The sequence below is a fragment of the Corynebacterium sp. HMSC30G07 genome (assembly GCF_001806945.1).
GTDB lineage: Bacteria > Actinomycetota > Actinomycetes > Mycobacteriales > Mycobacteriaceae > Corynebacterium > Corynebacterium riegelii.
Window position 1 is genome coordinate 1 of the sequence record NZ_KV786450.1, and the last position, 18326, is coordinate 18326.

The following is an 18326-nucleotide window of genomic DNA, read 5'->3' on the forward strand; positions in this document are numbered from 1 at the left end:
GCCGAAAAAGCACACATTTTGTCACTTAACCCGGTTATTCACCGCGTGATTTCCATTTGCACGTCTAGGATAACAGATACTTCGTGGCCTACTACCGGCTAGGCCAACTCGTAGACATGTTGGCGGTCTTCTCACCGACTGACCAAAACTACCTCGATAAGATGCGGAAACTGATCAATGTCGATGTCCTTATCGACGATTTTATGACCATGAGCATCAACCAGCGCGGGCAAGAAGACCTAAGCAAGATCATATTCGACCGCGACGGACGCCTCCCAACACTTATCTCCTCCCAATCAGCTGCCGCTTACTGGATCGAAGCACTTCCCGACAGAATCGGAGCTGACTCCCTAGTTAGCCGCCTCAACAACGGGCATCGAATCCGCATAGGAGACTTCGACATGCGCAAAGCCACCGCCTCAATGGAGCCGGACGAATAAAGCAAACAGCCGGGCCGACTCCTTCGGCCCGGCCCGGTACCAACTACCCGGAACACGGCAGTACCGGGTTCCCGGAACACCGGTACTAAAAACCCGCATCTGACATTCCATGTTTTAGGCCAAACATGTTTTAGGCCAAACAGCCACCTGGACCGCGATGGTGACGGGGTTGGTTGTGAGAAGGACCTGCGATAGGGATCAGGCGCGCTGCAATGAGGTGACTGTCTATCTAGTCTGAATCGAACCTGAGCGGTTCGCGTTGCGCAAAACGTTAGAGATCTTTCGCTTGAGCGAAGTAGTTTGAGTTCTTGGTCCGAGCGTTGCTTCCTACCGGGTTCCGTCGTTTACGTGATCGACTTTATCGTCGGTGGAGAAACTCAGCCCCAACTCCTTAAAACTCGGTAACACCACGACGCCACGAAAGACTCGTGCAGCCAAATCAGTGAAGGAAGCTCGCACATAGGCGGTCAGCTCTACGAGACCTTCTGCATTGAGGAACTCTAAAAACTCTTTTTCTGTAACTAGCTCTCCACTTTCCCCGGCGAAAGTGTATTTTCCTTCTACTTCTGCGAAAAGCTCGCCAAATGGGAAGTCTAAGCGAATTTTTAGTGCTGCCATGGCCAAGTCGGCGGGCAAGTCAGTATGAGGGCCAGGGATAAGCGTCTGAAGCTGTGCTTCCTGTTCCGCTGTCACCTCAACGGGGCTTGCGGAACTATCACTGGCACTTGTCAGGTCACTCTCTTCGGTATCTCCCTGGTCGACAGACTTTCGCTTCGCGTAGAGTTCGTTGACCTGAACATCATCAAGAGCAAATTTTGCGTTCATGTTGTCCTCGTTTGCCATTGCCTACTAGTTTCCGATTTCGTCACCAAGAGGACCTTGTCCTTGCGAAATTTCTTCCTGGAGACCGTTTTCGTTGAGTAAGACGTTTTGGCGTATTGAGCAACGTCACTCTTTGCAGCCCTGTCTGAAACCGTGAAACTGATGTCTGCGCCGATAGCTAGCGCGTAGAGCCTCACCATCCGCAACGTGGGGTCGGAATCGTAATGCTCAAATTCTTCAATCTGGGCCGTGCTGGCATGCATGATCTCAGCAATGTCAGAAGCCGAAAGCCCCTTCTCCCTCGCGAGTTCTTGAAGCGAGTCCATGAGGTCCGCGAACTTGGAGTAGAGATCGTCAGAGTGCGCTTTAAAGGACTTGTTGGGTGAAACCCTTACGCCATTTGCCATTTCAGACCTCCATTTTCTTGCTGATCATGTTGCAGTTCAGAAACGTTCCACCGCTGTTCAAAGTGATTTGAATGGTATTCGGCGGCTTTGGAAATTTCTTTGTTTTGCAGCCGTCTAGTCTCCTCATCATTGCCCGGGACGATCTCTTTTTCGTGGACCCAGAGCCCCACACCCCATAGATTAATGTGGCTGAGTGCGTTTTTGGATTGGTAATAGTAAAGACGTACGAACACCAATTCCTGCTCGTACAGGCCGGTTACGGGGTCTTTGTAAGAGACCGTGAGATTATCCCACTTAATCTCGAAAATTGTACCAGCGCCCTGGCCCACGATTTTCCTTACCTCCAGGATGGGCCGCAGCTTCCCCCGTTCTGCTCGTTTAAGCCGTTGCTCAATTTCTGTTGTCAGGTTATCGATCAGAAACTGGTTCAAGTCGTATCTCTCGCCTAACCTGGCGATGATTTTTGCCGCGGCGGATTCGATATGTTTGCCGTGTGTTTCCTCACGCCAAAAGAATGTTGCGGGTCGCCCAACCTCGTAGACACTCTTACTCACAACTTCTCCTGTCATGGGGAATTCTAAGACTCACGTGCTGCTTTGCTTTAGGTAAATCTTAGATCTTTAGAGCAGGTAAAGAAATCCAGCCCGCACTCTTGCGAGGCGGGCTGAACGGTTAGTGCTCAGATTGCCGGAGCCGACGTGATTCACACAGTCGGGTAGATCTTGTAGTGTGAGCAATCGAAAAGGCTCTTTGAGTCGGAGATCGAAAGCGGGTCTGTTGGTTTTCACCTTCAGGCCCGCTTTCATTTGTGCTCAGGCCGTGGCGTCGAACTACCGGCAGCTGAGAACCTGGTCCGTAAACGCGCGCGGTGCGCCCTTGCGCTGGAGGTCCGCAACGTCGTAGCACTTGAAACCGTTCACGTCGCCGGCAGGCTGGATACGCGTCCATTGGCCATTGACCTTGTGGAAGGACTCGTTCCAGTCCGTCTGGTTGGCGCCGGCCTTGGCCCACTGACCGTCGCAGTAGCTCACCGTCGTGCCGGTGAAGTTCGGCCAGCCGGGAACGATGGCGTCGAAAGTGGCAGGGGAGCAGTCGCCAGGCGTCGCGGAAGCTTGAGGACGAGGCGTAATACCCGGGACGTTAATCTTTGGCCATTTGGACATGTCTAAACCCGGGATGTTGATCAGACCTGTTTGTACCGCGAGGGCCACGCCTGCACTAACAAGAGCGAGGACGCCGATGGTAATGCCGGCGATCTCACCTGCGCTCAGGTCAGAGTCTGAGGAACCGCTAGAAGAGTTGTCTGTCTCGGTGTCGGTGCTGGGTTCGGCGCCGGTCTGGCTGTCCGTACCGGTCCCGGTATCCGCCGGCGGCGTATCGGCCACCGCCGGGGTGACGGTTACGGGCGCAAGCGTGAGTGCTGCGGCTGCGGTGAGTGCTAACAATGGTTTCTTCATGCTTCTACAATAACGCCAATCAGCGCCAATGACCTCGCGATTTTGCGTTTTGTAAATACGGCGCTACTCTTATGACTCGTTGCTTGAGAGCAACAAAAACAAAATATTCCTCCATAGCTCAGTTGGCAGAGCATTCGACTGTTAATCGAAGGGTCACTGGTTCGAGCCCAGTTGGAGGAGCTGCCACCCCGGTCCCCGCAGGGACCGGGGTTTTTCGTTTCGTGGGGTGGCGGGGGGTGTATCGCATTGGGGGTGCTTGCGTTGCTCCGCAGTTCTGACCTTAAAGTGTGGGGGATGTGGAGTTTAAGACGGGTTTATCGCGCAAATCGTTCAATATCCCGTTATGGTTAAGGCGTGTCCGTTAACTTGCTAAGTTTCAGTGTCGGCAACTTTAAGAGCATCCGGGAGATCCAGACGCTTGAATTTGCCGATGGGCCGTTGGATTCCAAGCAGCCGAGGCCCGTGCCGGTCTCTGTCCTGCTCGGCGCCAATGCGTCTGGCAAAAGTAACCTTCTGGAAGCCATGGTGTTTGCGTTTCGGGCAATGAAGCTTTCGGCTACGGCTTGGCTGGATGAGGACCATTACGAATACGATTCCACTATCCCAACCCCGTTTTCCTTGGATCAGGATTCTCAAGGTGAGCCGAGCTTTTTTGAGTTCGACTTCGTTGCAAAAGGCAGGCGATACCTTTACGGCTTTACATTTGGCCGCTCAGGGGTTGTTGAAGAGTGGATGTCCTATGTCCCCTCGGTTCGCTGGACCTCTGTGTTTAACCGGACTGCACAGCCGGAAGTTGAATGGGAGTGGAACTCTTCTGCAGTGTCTAGAACTCTCCAGCGTGAGATAGAGCGTGCAGACGTACGCGAACTTGCTGTTTCCCACGCGCTAAGGGGCAAACTCGGTCTGATTTATGAATCGGTATCGGCTCTCTTGGACGGAGTGAATTATCTTCCGCTCGGTGATAGTCAGAAAGATCAGCGCTTGAGCCAACTAGCGCGTGCGATGCGTAAAGGGCAAGTGAAGCTTTCTGAAGTCACGCAGATGATGCAGGCCGCTGACACAGGGATCGTTGATGTAAGCATTGATGAGGAGAATCTGTCGCCATCCTTGGCCGAGTTGGCAAAGATTCTTACTCAAAGACTGGAAGACGTGAGTAAGGATGAAAAGGGAAGCCTGAAAGGCTTCCACATGGCTCACGAGCCTGGCGCGTACATTGATATTTCTGACGCCGAGCTAAAGGCAATCGCTTACCAGCTCATGTTCACTCACCGGGGTGACAGCTCGAATCACACGCTGAAAATGGCAGCACAGTCAGATGGCACTTTGACCTGGTTATCGGTTGCCCCGATCATCGTTGATGCCCTGAGGAATGGCCACGTGGTCATTGCGGATGAACTTGATTCGAGCTTGCATGTCCAGCTGCTAGAGCTGGTGGTAACGGCCTTTACTGATGAAACTATCAACGTAAACGGTGCTCAGCTCATTTTCTCTTCCCACGACACGAACCTCCTGGAGCATATGCGTGCGTTGGGTTTGGATACGGACGCGTTTTGGTTTGTAGAGAAGCTGCAGAGCGGTGCATCCGAGGTGTTCCCGTTATCTGGTTTTGAAAATCGGAAGGACGCGAATTACGAGCGTCGTTATCTGGATGGCAGGTATGGTGCGCTTCCTCGGGTGTCACCCGCGCTGATTCGAGGGTTGGTACTTGAGGCTGTGGGCGAAGGGCCGGAGGCAGCTGATGGCTCCTAAGCGCAAATATCCGGCGCGTGGATATCGACCGAAGAAAAGCCGCACCCGAGTTGAACGGAAAACGAAATTCCTGATTGTTACTGAGGGTGTGCTGACGGAACCTCAATACTTTGAACGGCTGCGCCCCATCGTTGAGCAGCGTTATGGGGTGCAGCTGGTTTCAATGCCCAGAACCGACAAGGGAAACGCCCGCGGAGGTAACTGGAAGTCAGATCCGCTTCATGTGGTCAAAAAATGCGTGGAGAAGCGAGATGAGGAAGCAGCACGCTCACGTAAAAGCAAACGGGATGTACCAGAATTCACGCGATGCTTCGCTGTGGTTGATGTTGACGGCCGTGATGTTGGGAAATCACCGACTGTTTTGCAACAGGCGATTTCGCTCGCTGCTGATGAAGGCATCAGTTTGATCGTAAGTAACCATAAATTCGAAGTTTGGTTGATCTGGCATCATGACAAAGCATCACCGAGCAGCGCTGCGGAGAAGCTGACCCCTCAAGCCACGGAGCTTGGGTTCGTGGAAGGCAAGAACATCTCCACCGAGTTTCCAATTGAGAATTTTTTGAATGCATGTGAGCGAGCGAAGAAAGCGGCACTAGTTTCGCCTGGAAGTGTCGGCCCTAACCCATCGACTGCCATGCCGAGCTTGTTTGATGCGATTATGCAAGCGCAGAAAAACGCCAACTGATTGCTACTCAGGATCCAGTAGACCCCATCAGTACACTTACCTGCGTGAATCAACGTCGTGACCTCATGTGGCAAACACTGATCGGGTTCGTCGGGTTCTTCGCGCTGCTCGCGCTGATCCAGGCGGTGATCAACCTGTTTTCGCCGAACCCCGCGATCTGGCCAGGCCTGCTCGCGGGTGCGTTTGTGTTGGCTACGTGGTGGTTGGTGCGTCGTTGGCAGGATGCGAGGCGAGGAGGCAACAATGCTGAATAAACTTCTTGGAAACTGGCCGGTAGACAACGTTTCTGCAGCGCTTGTGCATGCTAACGGCCACGTGGAGACCCTCGGCGACCAAGACCGCACCTACCCACTGGCCAGCGTGACCAAACTTCTCGCGGCGTACGGATTCCTGATGGCCGTGGAGGAAGAGGCATTCCTCTTAGACAGCCCTTGTGGTCCGGAAGGCTCCACCGTCCGCCACCTGCTGGCGCATGCCTCCGGCGTTGGCTTTGACACGCGTGAGCCGCAGAAGCCGGTTGCTGAGCGCCGTATTTACTCCTCCGCCGGCTTCGAGATCCTCGCGGACTACGTGGATAAAACCACCGGCATCCCGTTTGCTGAATACCTGCACGAAGGCGTCTTTGCGCCGCTGGGGATGACGGACGCTGTGTTGGAGGGCAGTGCTGGGCATGGGGCGGTGGCGTCGGCAAGCAGCTTGACCCTGTTTGCTCAAGAGCTTTTGCACCCGCAGCTGCTCAGCCCTGAAACCCTGCGCGAGGCAACCACCAACCAGTTTGGTGACCTGCGCGGTGTGGTGCCGGGCTACGGCATGCAGAAGCCGTGTCCGTGGGGCCTTGGTTTTGAGCTGAAGGGGGAGAAGACTCCGCACTGGACTGGCGATGGCATGCCGCCCACCACCTTCGGCCACTTCGGCATGACCGGGACCTACCTGTGGGTGGCAGACGACTACGCCATGGTCGCCCTGACGGATCGTGACTTTGGTGACTGGGCGAAACCTCTTTGGCAGGAGACCAACACGGCGATCTGGCGCGAGCTGCACTAGCCATGGGATACCTGTTTGTTGCGCTGCTGGTTGGCGCGCTCATTCCCGTGCAGACCGCAGCGAACGCGCGCCTGCGCCTGGCCGTAAACAACCGCCCGATAGTCTCCGCGCTGATTTCCTTTACGGTGGCACTCACACTCGCGGCGGTGGCCACACTGGTCCTGCAGGGTCACGTTGTGCCCCATTTCTTATCGACGCCCCCACCGTGGGCCTACCTCTCCGGCCTCTTCGGCGCCACGTTTGTCATTGGCAGCATTTTGCTGTTTCCCAAACTCGGCGCAGTCCAAACCGTGGTGCTGCCAATCCTCGGGCAGGTGGTGATGGGGCTGGCCATCGACCACTTTGGGCTTTTCCGTGGCCGCCAGGTGGATGTGTCTGTGTGGCGGTTGGGTGGCGCGCTGGTTGTGCTGCTGGGCATTGCCGTGGTGTTGCGTGTGCTTCCGTTGCGGCGCGGCACCGTGCCCGCCGCCATTAGCGAAGACCCGGATCTCGGCGCCAGCGTGTGGGTTTACCGACTACTCGGCGTAGCCATCGGCGTGGGCAGCGCAATGCAGGCCGCCATCAATGGCTACGTAGGCACACTTGCGGGCTCGCCACTGTTTGCCAGTGAGATCAACCTGCTGGTGGGCGCGGTCATCCTCCTCGTGGCCGTGTTGTGTACCAGCCCGCGCCAACTTGTCACGCCACTGAAACCCGCGCCGTGGTGGATGTGGCTCGGTGGTGTTGTCGGAGCGATCTTTGTCATCGGCGGCGCGGGCCTCACTCCAATCCTGGGTACCGCGACCACGGTCATCGCTTTCAGCGCGGGCACGATCGCCAGCGGTCAGTTGATGGAATCCGTTGGCGCCTTCGGCGCGCGCCGAGTGCCTATCGACGGCGTGCGACTTGTCGGCCTTGCGGTGATCTTCGCCGGCGTGTTGATGGTGCGGATGCTCTAGCTGTGCGTGCCTAGCCTGCTTTGTTTGCTTCGATATCTTGTTTGAGATCTTCAAGATCTCTTTCAAGAGTCCGTTGCATCTTCTCGACTCTTTGCAGCGTATCCCGGAACAAAATACGACTTCCGAAGTCGGGCCCCCTAAAGAGAGACTTCAACTTCTTTTTGAAAGTGTTCTTCTTCGTTTGAGGCTCGGGGGAGGAAGGCTGCTGATCATTCTGTGGTTTTTCCACTTCTGCTTCCTTCGCTGGTGTCGGTTTGTTCTTCTGGCCTATGAGTTTCAGGACGTACACCAGGATGAACAATCCGAGCCCGAGGAGCAGTTCCTTCAAAGAGAGGCGGCCCTTGTGTCGGGGTCCTTCCGAGGAAGCACCTTCAGGCTCTGGGGAAGTCTGTGCGGTATTTTTGGTTTCCTGCATTTCCGGTTCCTTTTTTATTGTCAGCTTCGCCTTCAAATCTTTGACTTGTAGATCGTGCACAAGAAGGCGAAGGTATATCGCATTGAATGCAACTGTCAGCGGGATCAGGCCCAAGAACGCTATTACTAGGAGAAATGCTAGAGCGTAGATGACGAGTAAGACGTAAACTATTCGATAATCCCCACTTTTTGGAGAGGATTCAAGAGAAACAATGCGACGCTTGCAATAAAACATCGCGGCCTCGCTGAAGCCGAAAAACATAGCAAAGACGACCCAGAGGAGACGTGGCTCATTCTCAGAACCAGGCAGAAGAAGCCAATATCCGAAAAGGCAATTTGGGGTCTTGTTGCTAGCAAATTCCACAAAACGCAACACGATAGCCACTGTCAGGCAATAGGTGATGATCGTGGTGACAATTAGGCCGATCCACCCCAGCACTCTTGGGGGAAATAGTCTGCAGCGGGCATCTCGGAGGTGGTCCAGCGTCTCGGCAACTTTGGCCTGTTTGTACGTCGCGATGACCTCGCGTGTCCAGTCCAGTTGGGACGAGAGAAAAACAAGTTTGCGATCCCGTTGCCGTAGCGTGAAGGACAGGCTGCTTCGAGCGGCAGCGGCAAGACTTATGACAATAACTGTTACTAGGGTGAGCAGGATGATGTTTGGGGAGAGCAGCGTGGAAAACAGCAGTCGCAACTGCATCTCCTCTAGATTGGGGGAAATATCGGCTTGAGCAGATTGGTGGCTGCTGCATTCTGGTGAGAGTTTCGCCCCTAGGACTCTGAGGTACTCCCAAATAAGGTTAGTCAATCCGCCGATAAGAACGGCAAGCGTGGAAAGGAGCTGAATGAACTCTCCCTCAGCCTTTCTGAAGCGTTCGAAATGATCAATTTCGATTGCGTAGTACAGTGCAACAACCGCAATCAGGCCCGTAAGCAGTGCCCCAAGGGAGATGGGATTATTGGTCCCGAGGTCACTACACAGAGCTCCAATACGATTTCGGTAAACAAAAAGGGTAAGCGATCCGCTTACTAAAAGGGTTGCGAATATGCACACAAAGGTCAGAAACGATACTCCTAGAAAATCGTTGCGTATTTGCTTCGCCGCCGAGTCATTTCGCTCAGTCGCTGTTTCCACCCTTGCCGACAAACTGGCCCTCCTATAGGTAATGAAAAGATAATAGAACAATAAACGTACTGTTGGGAATAAAGTTTAAAAAGTGCCTCTAAGAGGGAGATGCCCACGGCCTCTAGGTGAAGTTGAGGTTCAGTAAACGGGGGCGTCAAGCTGTGGTTGAGGGTTGCTGGCGGGGCGGGTGTGACGCAATATCAGCACAGAGAAGCAACACGTTTGTAGAGCTTGTAGAGGCCGTTGGGGAAGACGAACCTCTCGTCTCGCGCTAAAACCACGCACCGAACAGGTGTGGGTGCATACACCAGACAGGTGCGGAAGCATGCACCGTAGCTGGTGTAGTTACTGGTGCTTTGGCGCGCACGGAAATGAATGCAGCGAATGGAAGGTCCCCAACCATGACAACCACACTTGTGGTGCCCCATGAGGCACGGCCGAAGAACACCCAGGAAGCACGGTCGAAGAACACCCCGACGCACACCCCGACGCACGCTCTGTCTCACGCTGCGATTCGCCCGGAGGCGGAAAGTTCCGTGGAAGAGCGCGTTACGAAAGGGCAGCCCCCGGTGCTGGAATACGTGTTTGAGGTGGAGGGGATGGGGAGGGGGGAGCGTTGGGGCGTCGAGAAGCAAATGCTCCTTTTGCCTGAAGGGGAACCTGGCGAGGTGTGGTTCACGCGCTGGCGGCGCGCGCCCGACGGGACCTACTCCTGCCGCGAGCGAATCGTGGGAACTGCCGAGGAAATCGAGGCCTTTGCGGCGGGTGTGGAGGCGTTGGCCGAGCGTGGGAACTTCGTAGCGAGAGTGACGCAGCGCACGTACGCTTGGGCGTATGTCTAAAGAGTATCGAGTACAAAATCCCGCAAACAACAAGGTTGAGGAGACCTTCGGCTACATCACGGACGCCGAGTTAGAAGAAGTGGTGGACACCGCCGTGAGTGCTTTCAAGCAGTGGCGTGAGCTGTCCTACGAGGATCGGGCGCCGCTGTTGAAGAAGGCGGCGTCGCTGTTTGATGAGCGCAGGGGTGAGCTGGCGAAGATCATCGCAACGGAGATGGGCAAGTCCGTCAAGGAAGGCGACGGCGAGATTAATGACGTTGTAGAGATCTTCAACTACTACGCCGACCATGGTGCTGAGTTCGGTGCGGACCAGGAGATTCCCACCGACAAGGGCGGCACCGCCGTCATGCGCAAGGTGCCGCTGGGCGTGATCCTGGGCATCATGCCGTGGAACTTCCCGTACTACCAGGTAGCGCGCTTTGCGGCGCCGGCGATCATGGCCGGCAACGTGGTGATTGTGAAGCACGCCGAGATCTGCCCGCGCTCCGGCCAGATCATCCAGGACATCCTGGAAGAAGCCGGCCTGCCCAAGGGCGTGTTTACCAACGTGTACGCAAACCACGACCAGGTGGCGGACCTGATTGCAAGCAAGCACATCGCAGGCGTGTCGCTGACCGGTTCTGAGCGCGCCGGGCGCATCATCGGCGCGCAGGCTGGCGAGCACTTGAAGAAGTGCGTGTTGGAGCTCGGCGGCACGGATGCCTACGTGGTGCTAGACGCAGCTGACCCGGCCGAGGCCGCGCTGACGGCGTGGAAGAAGCGCATCTCCAACGTTGGCCAGGCCTGCACCTCCAACAAGCGCATGATTGTCATGGACGACATCTACGACGACTTCGTGGCAGAGCTGGTGCGTTTGGCCGGCGAGTACGTCAAGGGTGACCCGCTGAACCCAGGTGTGGCGGGGAAGCGCGAGTACTACCCGCTTTCGTCTCGCGACGCCGCCGAGACGCTTGTTGAGCAAGTTGGCAAGGCTGTCGACGCCGGCGCAAAGCTGCACGTTGGCGGCACCATCGACGGTGAGGGCGCTTACTTCGCCCCAGCCGTGATCACGGATATCCCGGTGGGCTCAGACATCTACTACGAGGAGTTCTTCGGCCCCGTCGCTGCCGTGTACAAGGTGTCTTCTGAAGAGGAGGCCATCGAGGTGGCGAACGACTCCAACTACGGCCTGGGTGGCGCCGTGATGTCGCAGGATGAGGAGCGTGCGAAGAAGGTTGCCGCCAAGATTGATACCGGCATGATCCACGTGAACATCCCGCAGGCCCGCGGCGCTGAGCTGCCGTTTGGTGGCGTGAAGAACTCCGGCCTAGGCCGCGAGCTTGGCCCAGTGGGTATGGACGAGTTTGTGAACTACCAGCGCTTCTTCGTGGCTGACTAGCGGACGGGGGTAGGGTTGCCTTACCCCCTGTTGCTAGGCGGTCAGGTTAGGCTAAGCTAACTCATGGAAGCGGAGTTGGTAGCCCACTTCCAAGCGGAATCAGATTCTCCGTTTCAACTGATTCGGCGGTTAATAAAACAGCGGAAATCCCGCGGTCACCTCCTTCCCAGGTGGCCGCGGGATTTTTCGTTTGCGTGAGGCAGGAGCGGGTTCTGAGTCCCCTCGAGGTCTCATCGTCAACCGAACAACTGTAGACACCGAGAAGCTGGCTCGCATCCCTAGGCCTTAATTCACGTGGCTTCCGGCTGGTAAGGCGTTTGTTTTTCTGCTTCGCTCCGGATTTGCTCTAGTTTTGCATGCAATTCGGGTGTTCCTGCTGAAATGAGGCGCTGGAACATTCCCCTGTTTTTGAGGTCCCTGCGTTCGCGTTGGGACTCTCTGCGTTGTTCGATTTCCCAGAATCGAGTGGTGTTGATGAGTTGTTCAGGAAAACACTTAGAATCCTTAGAGGCAAGGTTTGACCAAATGATGGAGTTTAATGTGGGCTCGGATAGCCTGAACACATCACGTCCCAAGTCGACTGCCCAGGAGAATTCGGAACTCTCCGCAAAGTGGTAATCGGTAAGTCTCCCTAGAAGCGCGCATGTCCAGTCCGCCATTTGGACAGTGTTATATAGGTGGCTTTCAGTTTGGAGGGGGACTTCGATTACGCTGCGATTCTCTTTGTTATTCCGCGAATAGATCGTGGCTGCGAGTGTGGCTACGGCACGCTCCCGGTTGTCTGTGTCGGTGGCATCCATTATGACCATGAGACGCTCTCCTTTATCGGAGGCTAGTTTTCCAAGCCGATTAATAGCTTGGATGAGACAGTGGTTTTCACGATCTTGAGAGGTTTCTTTTGTCTCGCTTACCGGCCCAATGGGTTTCTGCTGACCGTAGAAGAATATTTGGCCATTGAGCTCTCCAAGTTTGCGGTAGATGCGACTGAGAGCTGGAAAAATCTCATCACTGTACTGACTGATGTTCGCAGTCGTCAGGAGAGCCGAACCTTTCTTTTCCCACCGATCGGCGGGAATGTCGGAGTGTTCAATTTCCCAGGCAAGCAGCTTTTCTTTTACGTATTTGAAGTATCCGCCCATACGTCTGACATCGTCTGCTGGCAAGAGGAAACCGGCATAGCCAAAACACGGGTGAGTGTTGTATTTGCGATGGTCGTGACGAATGTAGGGGCCTTGGTGTCCGAACTCATCGAGGTAGGCGATAAGCATGTACTTTCCTTTGAAAAGCTCAGCGGCCAAACCACAAGAAGTGATCCGGCCGCCGGAATTAGCGCGGTACGTGTGTTTCAACGCCGCCACTGTGGTCAAAAGTATAGGGGGAATGGGTAACTCCGGCAACTTTAGAAGTAGAGGATAAGAAGGAGGGAACCTGTATGCGCAGTCTCCAGTGTGGAAAGCTAGCAGGCATGAACGCGGGCATGGAAACGCATCGGACCCCGCACGGGGACATCCGCTACTGGGTATCGCGCGCTGCAGGAGAAAGCGCCCCCTGGCTGGTGTTTCTGCCAGGCATGCTCACGGATCACCGGCTCTTCGGCGCGCAGCTTGCCCACTTCGCCGGTAAGGCGAACACGTTTGTGTGGGATGGGCCGGCGCATGGGATGTCGCGTCCGTACGAACTCAGCGCGATCAGCGTGGACCGCATCGCCCGCGAACTCATCGCAATTTTGTCCGCCGAGAACATCACGCGCCCGGTGCTGGTCGGTCAGTCCTTCGGCGGCGTCGTCGCCCAGCGCGTCATGCAACTCGAACCAGCGCTGGCCAGCGGCTTCATCGGCATCGGAACCATGCCACTCACCCGCGAATACTGGAACCCCCTGCTCATCGCGGGCCTCAAGCACGTGGGCCCGCTCCTCCACTTGCGCACCTGGGACAAGATTCTTGACGACGCCCCACGCGAAACCTCCCACACCCCCAAAGCCCAAGAACTCACGCGCACGATGCTCAAGGAATACACCAAGAGCGAATACGTGGCGCTTGCGGATGTGACGTTTAAGGCGGTGGCGAGGGGCGTCGGTAAGCAAAAGCCCTGGGAGCTACTCTGTCCGGCTGCACTGGTGGTGGGGGAGTTTGATCGGACCGGCGGGATTGGGGAGATGGGCAAGCGCTGGGCGGCGGACGAGGGCCTGGCGCTGCACGTGATTCCGGAGGCTGCGCACAACACTAACGCCGACAACCCTGCGGCCGTCAATGCGGTAATCGAGCGCTTTATTCAGCGCTAGCGTGCTGCTCGATGTAGCCGGCTAGGTCTTCGAGCGTCTCGCACTGCGCGTAGGCCTCTTCGGTGATGCGAACGCCAAAGCGATCCTCAATGCGCACGGCCAGCTCGATCATGTCAAGGGAGGTCAGCTCCGAGTCGCGAAGCGCAGCGGCGGGGTCCGGGGTGATGTCGAAGTGGTCCTGAATAAGCAGCGAAAGCTCTGAAAGCATGCCTTACATAATAGGGTGGATGCCATGTTAAACCCCGACAGAACAGGTGTGGTTGGCCGCGTGCGCTACTACGACATCGGGCCTGATGCGGGTCCGACGATCCTGTACGTCCACGGGTTTAACATCGCCTCCGAATCGTTCGCGCTGGTAGTGGACCGCCTGCGGCCGCTGGGTGTGCGGCAGGTGCTGGTAGACCTTCGCGGCCACGGCGCTTCCGGTCCGTGCCCGCCGGAGCTTTTGAACATTGACGACGCTGCCGATGACTTCATCAACGTCCTCACCCACTTGGCAGTGACGGGGCCGGTGATTGTGGTGGGGCATTCGTTGGGCGGGCCGGTGTCGTTGTCGCTGATGCGCAGGCATCCGGACGCCTTCCATTGGGCGGGTAGCGTGCAGATCTCCTCGGCAGTGGAGCCGTTTACCGTCCACGGCCTGCCGCAGATGCTGGCTGGTCCTTTGGGGCGGCTTTTGGAATACGTTGTGCGCTTTACCCCGCACTTTGCCGAAGGCATGCGTCGCGGAATCACGCGCACGATTGCGCCGGTGCTGGCGATGGGGTTCTACTTCAGGCCGGTGCCGCTAAGCGTGATTCGTCTGCACGCAGACATGATCCAAAACACCCCGCTGAGCACCTACCGCGGCTTCTTTGACGATCTGTTGACGCACTCCGAAGTCGGCGCGGCTGAGGTGCTGGACGGTATGCCGGGCTACATCCTGGTGGGAGATAGGGACCGCGTCACCCCCGTATCGCAGTCCTTCAGGTTGGCGGCAATGTGGCCATCTGCGTACCTGCAGGTACTGCCCGGCTCAGGCCACATGCCGCCGCTGGATGCGCCGGGCGCGGTGGCCGCGGCGATCGAGCGACTACTGGATGTGGTTGCTACTCAGCCGCGTTCTCCGGGCCGGTCTCCTCGCCCTTCTGGTCCGGCTTAGCCGCGGTCGGATCATCAATCTCGAAGTCCTTCGCAGCCTGCGCTGCCACGGACATGTCGATCTTGTCCTCATTAGCCAGACCCATCAGCGCTGCGACAACCATGGACTCAGCGTCAATGTTGAAGAAGCGACGTGCAGCCTCACGCGTATCGGAGAAGCCAAAGCCGTCCGCACCCAGCACAATGTACTGACCCGGCACGTACGGGCGGATCTGCTCCTGCAGGTCCGTAGCAAAATCGCTCGTAGCAATGTACGGGCCCTCAGTCTGCTTGAGCTTCTCGGTGACAAACGGCGTACCAACGTCCTCACCCGGGTTAAGCAGCTGCTCCTTGGCCAGACGTGCACCGTCGCGAGCACACTCAACCCAGGAGGTCACCGAGTAGATCGCGGCACCGACGTCGAACTTGTCCTGCAGGATCTCCTGCGCTTTCAGCGCCGCCTGCATGCCAACACCGGACGCCAGCAGGGAGACGCGGTGCTCCTTGGAGGTATCGCCAGCGTCGTAAAGATAGATGCCCTTGTGCAGACCCTCAACATCCAGGTTCTCCGGACGAGCCGGCTGGTGAGTCGGCTGGTTGTACACGGTGATGTAGTACATGACATCCTCACCCGGGTTCGAGCCATACATGCGCTCAATACCCTTGGAGATGATGTACGGCATCTCGTACGCAAACGCCGGGTCATAGACAACCATCGCCGGGTTCGTGGACGCCAGGATCGGGGAATGGCCATCCATGTGCTGCAGACCCTCACCAAACAGCGTGGTGCGGCCAGCAGTTGCGCCGATGATGAAACCGCGACTCATCTGGTCACCAGCAGCCCAGAAGTTATCGCCCGTGCGCTGGAAGCCAAACATGGAGTAGAAGATGTACATCGGGATCATTGGCTCGCCATGGGTGGCGTAGGACGTAGCCGCCGCGATAAACGACGCCGACGAGCCGTCCTCATTAATGCCCTCATGCAGAATCTGGCCATCCGTTGCCTCACGGTAGGACAGCTGCAGATCATGATCCACCGGCACGTAGTTCTGGCCGTTCGGGTTGTAAATCTTCTGGGTTGGGAACCAGGAGTCCAGGCCGAAGGTACGCGCCTCATCCGGGATGATCGGCACCACGCGGCGACCAATCTCCTTATCACGCATCAACGCCTTGAACGTACGCACCAACGCCATGGTGGACGCAACCTGCTGTGAACCGGAATCCTTGAACATGGCCTTAAAGGACTTCTCAAAGTCCGGCAGCTCAAGCGGAGTGAACTTCTCACGACGCTCCGGCAAGTAGCCGCCCAGCTCCTTGCGGCGCTCCTGCAGGTACTTGATCTCATCCGCGTCCTGGCCCGGGTGGTAGTACGGCGGCAGGTACGGATCCTTCTCCAGCTCCTCATCAGAGATCGGAATGCCCTGCTTATCGCGGAACAGCTTCAGATCATCCAACGTCAGCTTCTTCATCTGGTGCGTTGCGTTGCGGCCCTCAAAGTTGTGGCCCAGACCGTAGCCCTTCACCGTGTGCGCAAGAATCACCGTCGGCTTGCCCTTGGTCTCCAGCGCCTTCTTGTAGGCGGCGTAGACCTTGCGGTAATCATGGCCACCGCGGCGCAGCGCCCAGATCTCCTCATCCGTGAGATCCTCAACCAGCTTCAGCGTGCGCGGGTCACGGCCGAAGAAGTGCTCACGCACATACGCGCCGTCATTGGCCTTAAACGTCTGGTAATCACCATCCGGGGTGGTGTTCATGATGTGAACAAGGGCACCCTCGGTGTCCTTCTCCAACAGCTCATCCCACTCGCGGCCCCACACAACCTTGATCACGTTCCAGCCAGCACCCACAAAGAAGCTCTCCAGCTCCTGGATGATCTGGCCGTTGCCACGCACCGGGCCATCAAGACGCTGCAGGTTGCAGTTGATCACAAAGGTCAAGTTGTCCAAGCCATACAGCGACGCCATCTGGAGGAGGCCGCGGGATTCTGGCTCGTCCATCTCACCGTCGCCAAGAAAAGCCCACACATGCTGCTTGTCCGTATCCTTGATGCCGCGATCCTGCAGGTACTTGTTAAAACGAGCCTGGTAAATCGCATTCATCGGGCCAAGACCCATGGACACCGTCGGGAACTCCCAGAAATCCGGCATGCCATGCGGGTGCGGATACGACGGCAAACCGCCCTGCTCACGCGAATGCTCCTGACGGAAACCGTCCAGATCATCCTCCGTCAGACGACCCTCCATAAACGCACGGGCATACACACCCGGCGACGCGTGACCCTGGAAGAAAATGTGGTCACCGCCCTGCTCCGCATCCTTGCCACGGAAGAAGTGGTTGAAACCAACCTCATACAGCGCAGCCGCAGACGCGTAACTGGAAATGTGGCCACCCACCTGGATGCCCGGGCGCTGCGCACGGTGCACCATCACCGCAGCATTCCAACGAATCCAACGACGGTAACGCTTCTCAATCTCCTCATCACCCGGGAACTCCGGCTCCAACTTCGTCGGAATCGTGTTCACCAAGTCCGTCGAAGACAACGCCGGCAACGGCACACGTCGTGCATTCGCGCGCTCAATCAAGCGCAACATGAGGTAACGGGCGCGCTCCGGATCAGAAGCCTCCAGAAGACCATCGAGGGAATCCATCCACTCCTGCGTTTCTTCCGGATCGGAATCATGGAGGTAGGACGCAACACCGTCCCGAAGCAGGGGGATATTAGTGTCATGCTGGTTGCCGTAAACGTCAGTGTTTTCCACCTTCTCGGCATTAGCAGCGTGATCAGCGTTCTCAGCCACGTGCACTCCTCTTCGTGTTGTAGGTAACGTTCTCCGGCCAAGTCTAGAGTGTTTCAGTCACATCCGACTACGCGTGGGGTAGCGTTAGGGCGGCTGCGTGCTGGATTGTTGGCGGTCGCGGGGGCGCGGCGGGGGCGTGACGGGGGACTGGCGGGGGTGAAAAGTCATACCTTGTACCAAAGGCTAAAGGTGGAGGGCGGCGCTAAGCTGTATGGGAAGCAAGCATTCAAAATAAGGAGGACGCCCACCTTGGTAGCCACCGGGGGAGACAATTACGCCGCACGCCTAGGAGTAACCAAAGGCCAGGTTGTGCAGGAGCTTGGCTGGGATGAAGACGCAGACTCTTCCATCTCCGAAGCGCTCGAAGACGCCATTGGTGAGGCACTGCTCGATGAAGACTCCATCGACCTTTGTGACATGATCTTGCTCTGGCACCGCGCCGAGGACGGGGATCTCGTAGACACCCTGGTAGACGCCATCCGCAATCTTGCCGACGGCGGGCGCATCTGGCTCATGACCCCCGGCGCAGGCAAGCCCGGCGTCATCCCAGCTGGCGAAATCTCCGAATCCGCCCAGCTCGCCGGGTTGGCGCAAACCAAGGCGGACCGTTTTGGCCAGTGGCAGGGTTCCCTGTTGACCTCGCCGCACAGCCGCAAGTAGGCGGCGCCTTTTCCGCGTTTGCAGCTACCTACACCCGGCTACCAAGCGAAAAAATGGCAGGTAGCTGCATGTAGGTAGCTGCATTTGGTGTGGCGGGGCGGTCGGACCGTTTGCGGGTGGGGCCCGGCCCGGCCGGGTTAAGCGACAAAATGTGTGCTTTTTTGGA

At 56.9% G+C, this 18326-nt stretch carries 19 protein-coding genes, 1 tRNA gene and 1 pseudogene; 13 read left to right on the forward strand and 8 right to left on the reverse strand.

Features of this window, described 5'->3' with window-relative positions; all coding sequences use genetic code 11:
• Window positions 1-77: 77 nt before the first annotated feature.
• Together HMPREF3104_RS02335 and HMPREF3104_RS12920 are read left to right on the forward strand one after the other, a co-directional pair.
• Window positions 78-440, forward strand: a pseudogene (locus HMPREF3104_RS02335) (ATP-binding protein); the annotation flags it as partial.
• Between the two features lie 99 nt (window positions 441-539).
• Window positions 540-635 (forward strand): excalibur calcium-binding domain-containing protein, encoded by a 96-nt coding sequence (locus HMPREF3104_RS12920; protein WP_083278875.1) that lies wholly within the window; start codon window positions 540-542, stop codon window positions 633-635.
• Between the two features lie 132 nt (window positions 636-767).
• Here HMPREF3104_RS12920 and HMPREF3104_RS02340 read toward each other — a convergent pair whose 3' ends face one another.
• From HMPREF3104_RS02340 to HMPREF3104_RS02355, 4 genes are all read right to left on the reverse strand, one after another.
• Window positions 768-1283, reverse strand: a complete 516-nt coding sequence (locus HMPREF3104_RS02340) for a hypothetical protein (protein WP_141738097.1) — start codon at window positions 1281-1283, stop codon at window positions 768-770.
• Entirely contained in the window at window positions 1262-1669 is a 408-nt protein-coding gene (locus HMPREF3104_RS02345; protein ID WP_070493923.1) for a helix-turn-helix domain-containing protein, read from the reverse strand. Before HMPREF3104_RS02345 ends, HMPREF3104_RS02340 begins: the two co-directional genes overlap by 22 nt.
• On the reverse strand, window positions 1654-2238 hold the full coding sequence (locus HMPREF3104_RS02350) for a hypothetical protein (RefSeq protein ID WP_070493926.1): 585 nt from the start codon (window positions 2236-2238) through the stop codon (window positions 1654-1656). Before HMPREF3104_RS02350 ends, HMPREF3104_RS02345 begins: the two co-directional genes overlap by 16 nt.
• A 261-nt stretch (window positions 2239-2499) precedes the next feature.
• Entirely contained in the window at window positions 2500-3126 is a 627-nt protein-coding gene (locus HMPREF3104_RS02355) for a hypothetical protein (RefSeq protein WP_141738098.1), read from the reverse strand.
• Window positions 3127-3233: 107 nt separating this feature from the next.
• Between HMPREF3104_RS02355 and HMPREF3104_RS02360 the strand changes: the two genes are divergently transcribed.
• The 6 genes from HMPREF3104_RS02360 (at window position 3234) to HMPREF3104_RS02385 (ending at window position 7542) form a co-directional block, all read left to right on the forward strand.
• A tRNA-Asn gene (locus tag HMPREF3104_RS02360) sits at window positions 3234-3306 on the forward strand.
• A gap of 174 nt (window positions 3307-3480) precedes the next feature.
• Window positions 3481-4875 (forward strand): AAA family ATPase, encoded by a 1395-nt coding sequence (locus HMPREF3104_RS02365; RefSeq protein WP_070493932.1) that lies wholly within the window; start codon window positions 3481-3483, stop codon window positions 4873-4875.
• Window positions 4865-5560, forward strand: a complete 696-nt coding sequence (locus tag HMPREF3104_RS11955; protein ID WP_083278871.1) for an RloB family protein — start codon at window positions 4865-4867, stop codon at window positions 5558-5560. Before HMPREF3104_RS02365 ends, HMPREF3104_RS11955 begins: the two co-directional genes overlap by 11 nt.
• 44 nt (window positions 5561-5604) lie before the next feature.
• Window positions 5605-5814 carry a hypothetical protein gene (locus HMPREF3104_RS02375; RefSeq protein WP_371327067.1) on the forward strand — a complete coding sequence of 70 codons (210 nt, stop codon included), beginning with the start codon at window positions 5605-5607 and terminating at the stop codon, window positions 5812-5814.
• On the forward strand, window positions 5804-6604 hold the full coding sequence (locus tag HMPREF3104_RS02380; protein WP_070493937.1) for a serine hydrolase domain-containing protein: 801 nt from the start codon (window positions 5804-5806) through the stop codon (window positions 6602-6604). Before HMPREF3104_RS02375 ends, HMPREF3104_RS02380 begins: the two co-directional genes overlap by 11 nt.
• 2 nt (window positions 6605-6606) lie before the next feature.
• On the forward strand, window positions 6607-7542 hold the full coding sequence (locus tag HMPREF3104_RS02385) for a DMT family transporter (RefSeq protein WP_070493940.1): 936 nt from the start codon (window positions 6607-6609) through the stop codon (window positions 7540-7542).
• 10 nt (window positions 7543-7552) lie between these two features.
• On the opposite strand, the gene HMPREF3104_RS02390 is transcribed toward HMPREF3104_RS02385, so the two are convergent.
• Window positions 7553-9103: a hypothetical protein gene (locus tag HMPREF3104_RS02390; protein ID WP_141738099.1), complete on the reverse strand. Its 1551-nt coding sequence runs from the start codon at window positions 9101-9103 to the stop codon at window positions 7553-7555.
• 380 nt (window positions 9104-9483) lie between these two features.
• Between HMPREF3104_RS02390 and HMPREF3104_RS11960 the strand changes: the two genes are divergently transcribed.
• Complete coding sequence (locus HMPREF3104_RS11960; RefSeq protein ID WP_083278872.1) at window positions 9484-9924, forward strand: hypothetical protein; 441 nt, start codon at window positions 9484-9486, stop codon at window positions 9922-9924.
• Window positions 9917-11302, forward strand: a complete 1386-nt coding sequence (locus HMPREF3104_RS02400) for an NAD-dependent succinate-semialdehyde dehydrogenase (RefSeq protein WP_070493945.1) — start codon at window positions 9917-9919, stop codon at window positions 11300-11302. The genes HMPREF3104_RS11960 and HMPREF3104_RS02400 overlap by 8 nt, the downstream gene beginning before the upstream one ends.
• 290 nt (window positions 11303-11592) lie before the next feature.
• Here HMPREF3104_RS02400 and HMPREF3104_RS02405 read toward each other — a convergent pair whose 3' ends face one another.
• Window positions 11593-12660: a DUF3800 domain-containing protein gene (locus HMPREF3104_RS02405; protein ID WP_052203493.1), complete on the reverse strand. Its 1068-nt coding sequence runs from the start codon at window positions 12658-12660 to the stop codon at window positions 11593-11595.
• A gap of 74 nt (window positions 12661-12734) precedes the next feature.
• On the opposite strand from HMPREF3104_RS02405, the gene HMPREF3104_RS02410 reads away from it, so the two are divergent.
• Entirely contained in the window at window positions 12735-13583 is an 849-nt protein-coding gene (locus HMPREF3104_RS02410; RefSeq protein WP_083278873.1) for an alpha/beta fold hydrolase, read from the forward strand.
• On the opposite strand, the gene HMPREF3104_RS02415 is transcribed toward HMPREF3104_RS02410, so the two are convergent.
• Entirely contained in the window at window positions 13570-13791 is a 222-nt protein-coding gene (locus tag HMPREF3104_RS02415; protein ID WP_070493952.1) for an acyl carrier protein, read from the reverse strand. The genes HMPREF3104_RS02410 and HMPREF3104_RS02415 overlap by 14 nt on opposite strands.
• Before the next feature lie 24 nt (window positions 13792-13815).
• Between HMPREF3104_RS02415 and HMPREF3104_RS02420 the strand changes: the two genes are divergently transcribed.
• Window positions 13816-14724 carry an alpha/beta fold hydrolase gene (locus tag HMPREF3104_RS02420; RefSeq protein ID WP_070493960.1) on the forward strand — a complete coding sequence of 303 codons (909 nt, stop codon included), beginning with the start codon at window positions 13816-13818 and terminating at the stop codon, window positions 14722-14724.
• Here the strand turns inward: HMPREF3104_RS02420 and aceE are convergent.
• Entirely contained in the window at window positions 14672-17461 is a 2790-nt protein-coding gene (gene aceE, locus HMPREF3104_RS02425; protein WP_070493963.1) for a pyruvate dehydrogenase (acetyl-transferring), homodimeric type, read from the reverse strand. The genes HMPREF3104_RS02420 and aceE overlap by 53 nt on opposite strands.
• Before the next feature lie 288 nt (window positions 17462-17749).
• Between aceE and HMPREF3104_RS02430 the strand changes: the two genes are divergently transcribed.
• Window positions 17750-18160, forward strand: coding sequence for a DUF3052 domain-containing protein (locus HMPREF3104_RS02430; RefSeq protein WP_083278874.1), 411 nt, complete (start codon window positions 17750-17752; stop codon window positions 18158-18160).
• Window positions 18161-18326: the final 166 nt, after the last annotated feature.

What these genes read in the sequence shown, in the direction of transcription:
- HMPREF3104_RS02340 (WP_141738097.1), bottom strand. Translation starts at nt 1,283, where the DNA reads ATGGCAAACGAGGACAACATGAACGCAAAATTTGCTCTTGATGATGTT.
- HMPREF3104_RS02345 (WP_070493923.1), bottom strand. Translation starts at nt 1,669, where the DNA reads ATGGCAAATGGCGTAAGGGTTTCACCCAACAAGTCCTTTAAAGCGCAC.
- HMPREF3104_RS02350 (WP_070493926.1), bottom strand. Translation starts at nt 2,238, where the DNA reads ATGACAGGAGAAGTTGTGAGTAAGAGTGTCTACGAGGTTGGGCGACCC.
- HMPREF3104_RS02355 (WP_141738098.1), bottom strand. Translation starts at nt 3,126, where the DNA reads ATGAAGAAACCATTGTTAGCACTCACCGCAGCCGCAGCACTCACGCTT.
- HMPREF3104_RS11955 (WP_083278871.1), top strand. Translation starts at nt 4,865, where the DNA reads ATGGCTCCTAAGCGCAAATATCCGGCGCGTGGATATCGACCGAAGAAA.
- HMPREF3104_RS02380 (WP_070493937.1), top strand. Translation starts at nt 5,804, where the DNA reads ATGCTGAATAAACTTCTTGGAAACTGGCCGGTAGACAACGTTTCTGCA.
- HMPREF3104_RS02385 (WP_070493940.1), top strand. Translation starts at nt 6,607, where the DNA reads ATGGGATACCTGTTTGTTGCGCTGCTGGTTGGCGCGCTCATTCCCGTG.
- HMPREF3104_RS11960 (WP_083278872.1), top strand. Translation starts at nt 9,484, where the DNA reads ATGACAACCACACTTGTGGTGCCCCATGAGGCACGGCCGAAGAACACC.
- HMPREF3104_RS02400 (WP_070493945.1), top strand. Translation starts at nt 9,917, where the DNA reads ATGTCTAAAGAGTATCGAGTACAAAATCCCGCAAACAACAAGGTTGAG.
- HMPREF3104_RS02410 (WP_083278873.1), top strand. Translation starts at nt 12,735, where the DNA reads ATGCGCAGTCTCCAGTGTGGAAAGCTAGCAGGCATGAACGCGGGCATG.
- HMPREF3104_RS02415 (WP_070493952.1), bottom strand. Translation starts at nt 13,791, where the DNA reads ATGCTTTCAGAGCTTTCGCTGCTTATTCAGGACCACTTCGACATCACC.
- HMPREF3104_RS02420 (WP_070493960.1), top strand. Translation starts at nt 13,816, where the DNA reads ATGTTAAACCCCGACAGAACAGGTGTGGTTGGCCGCGTGCGCTACTAC.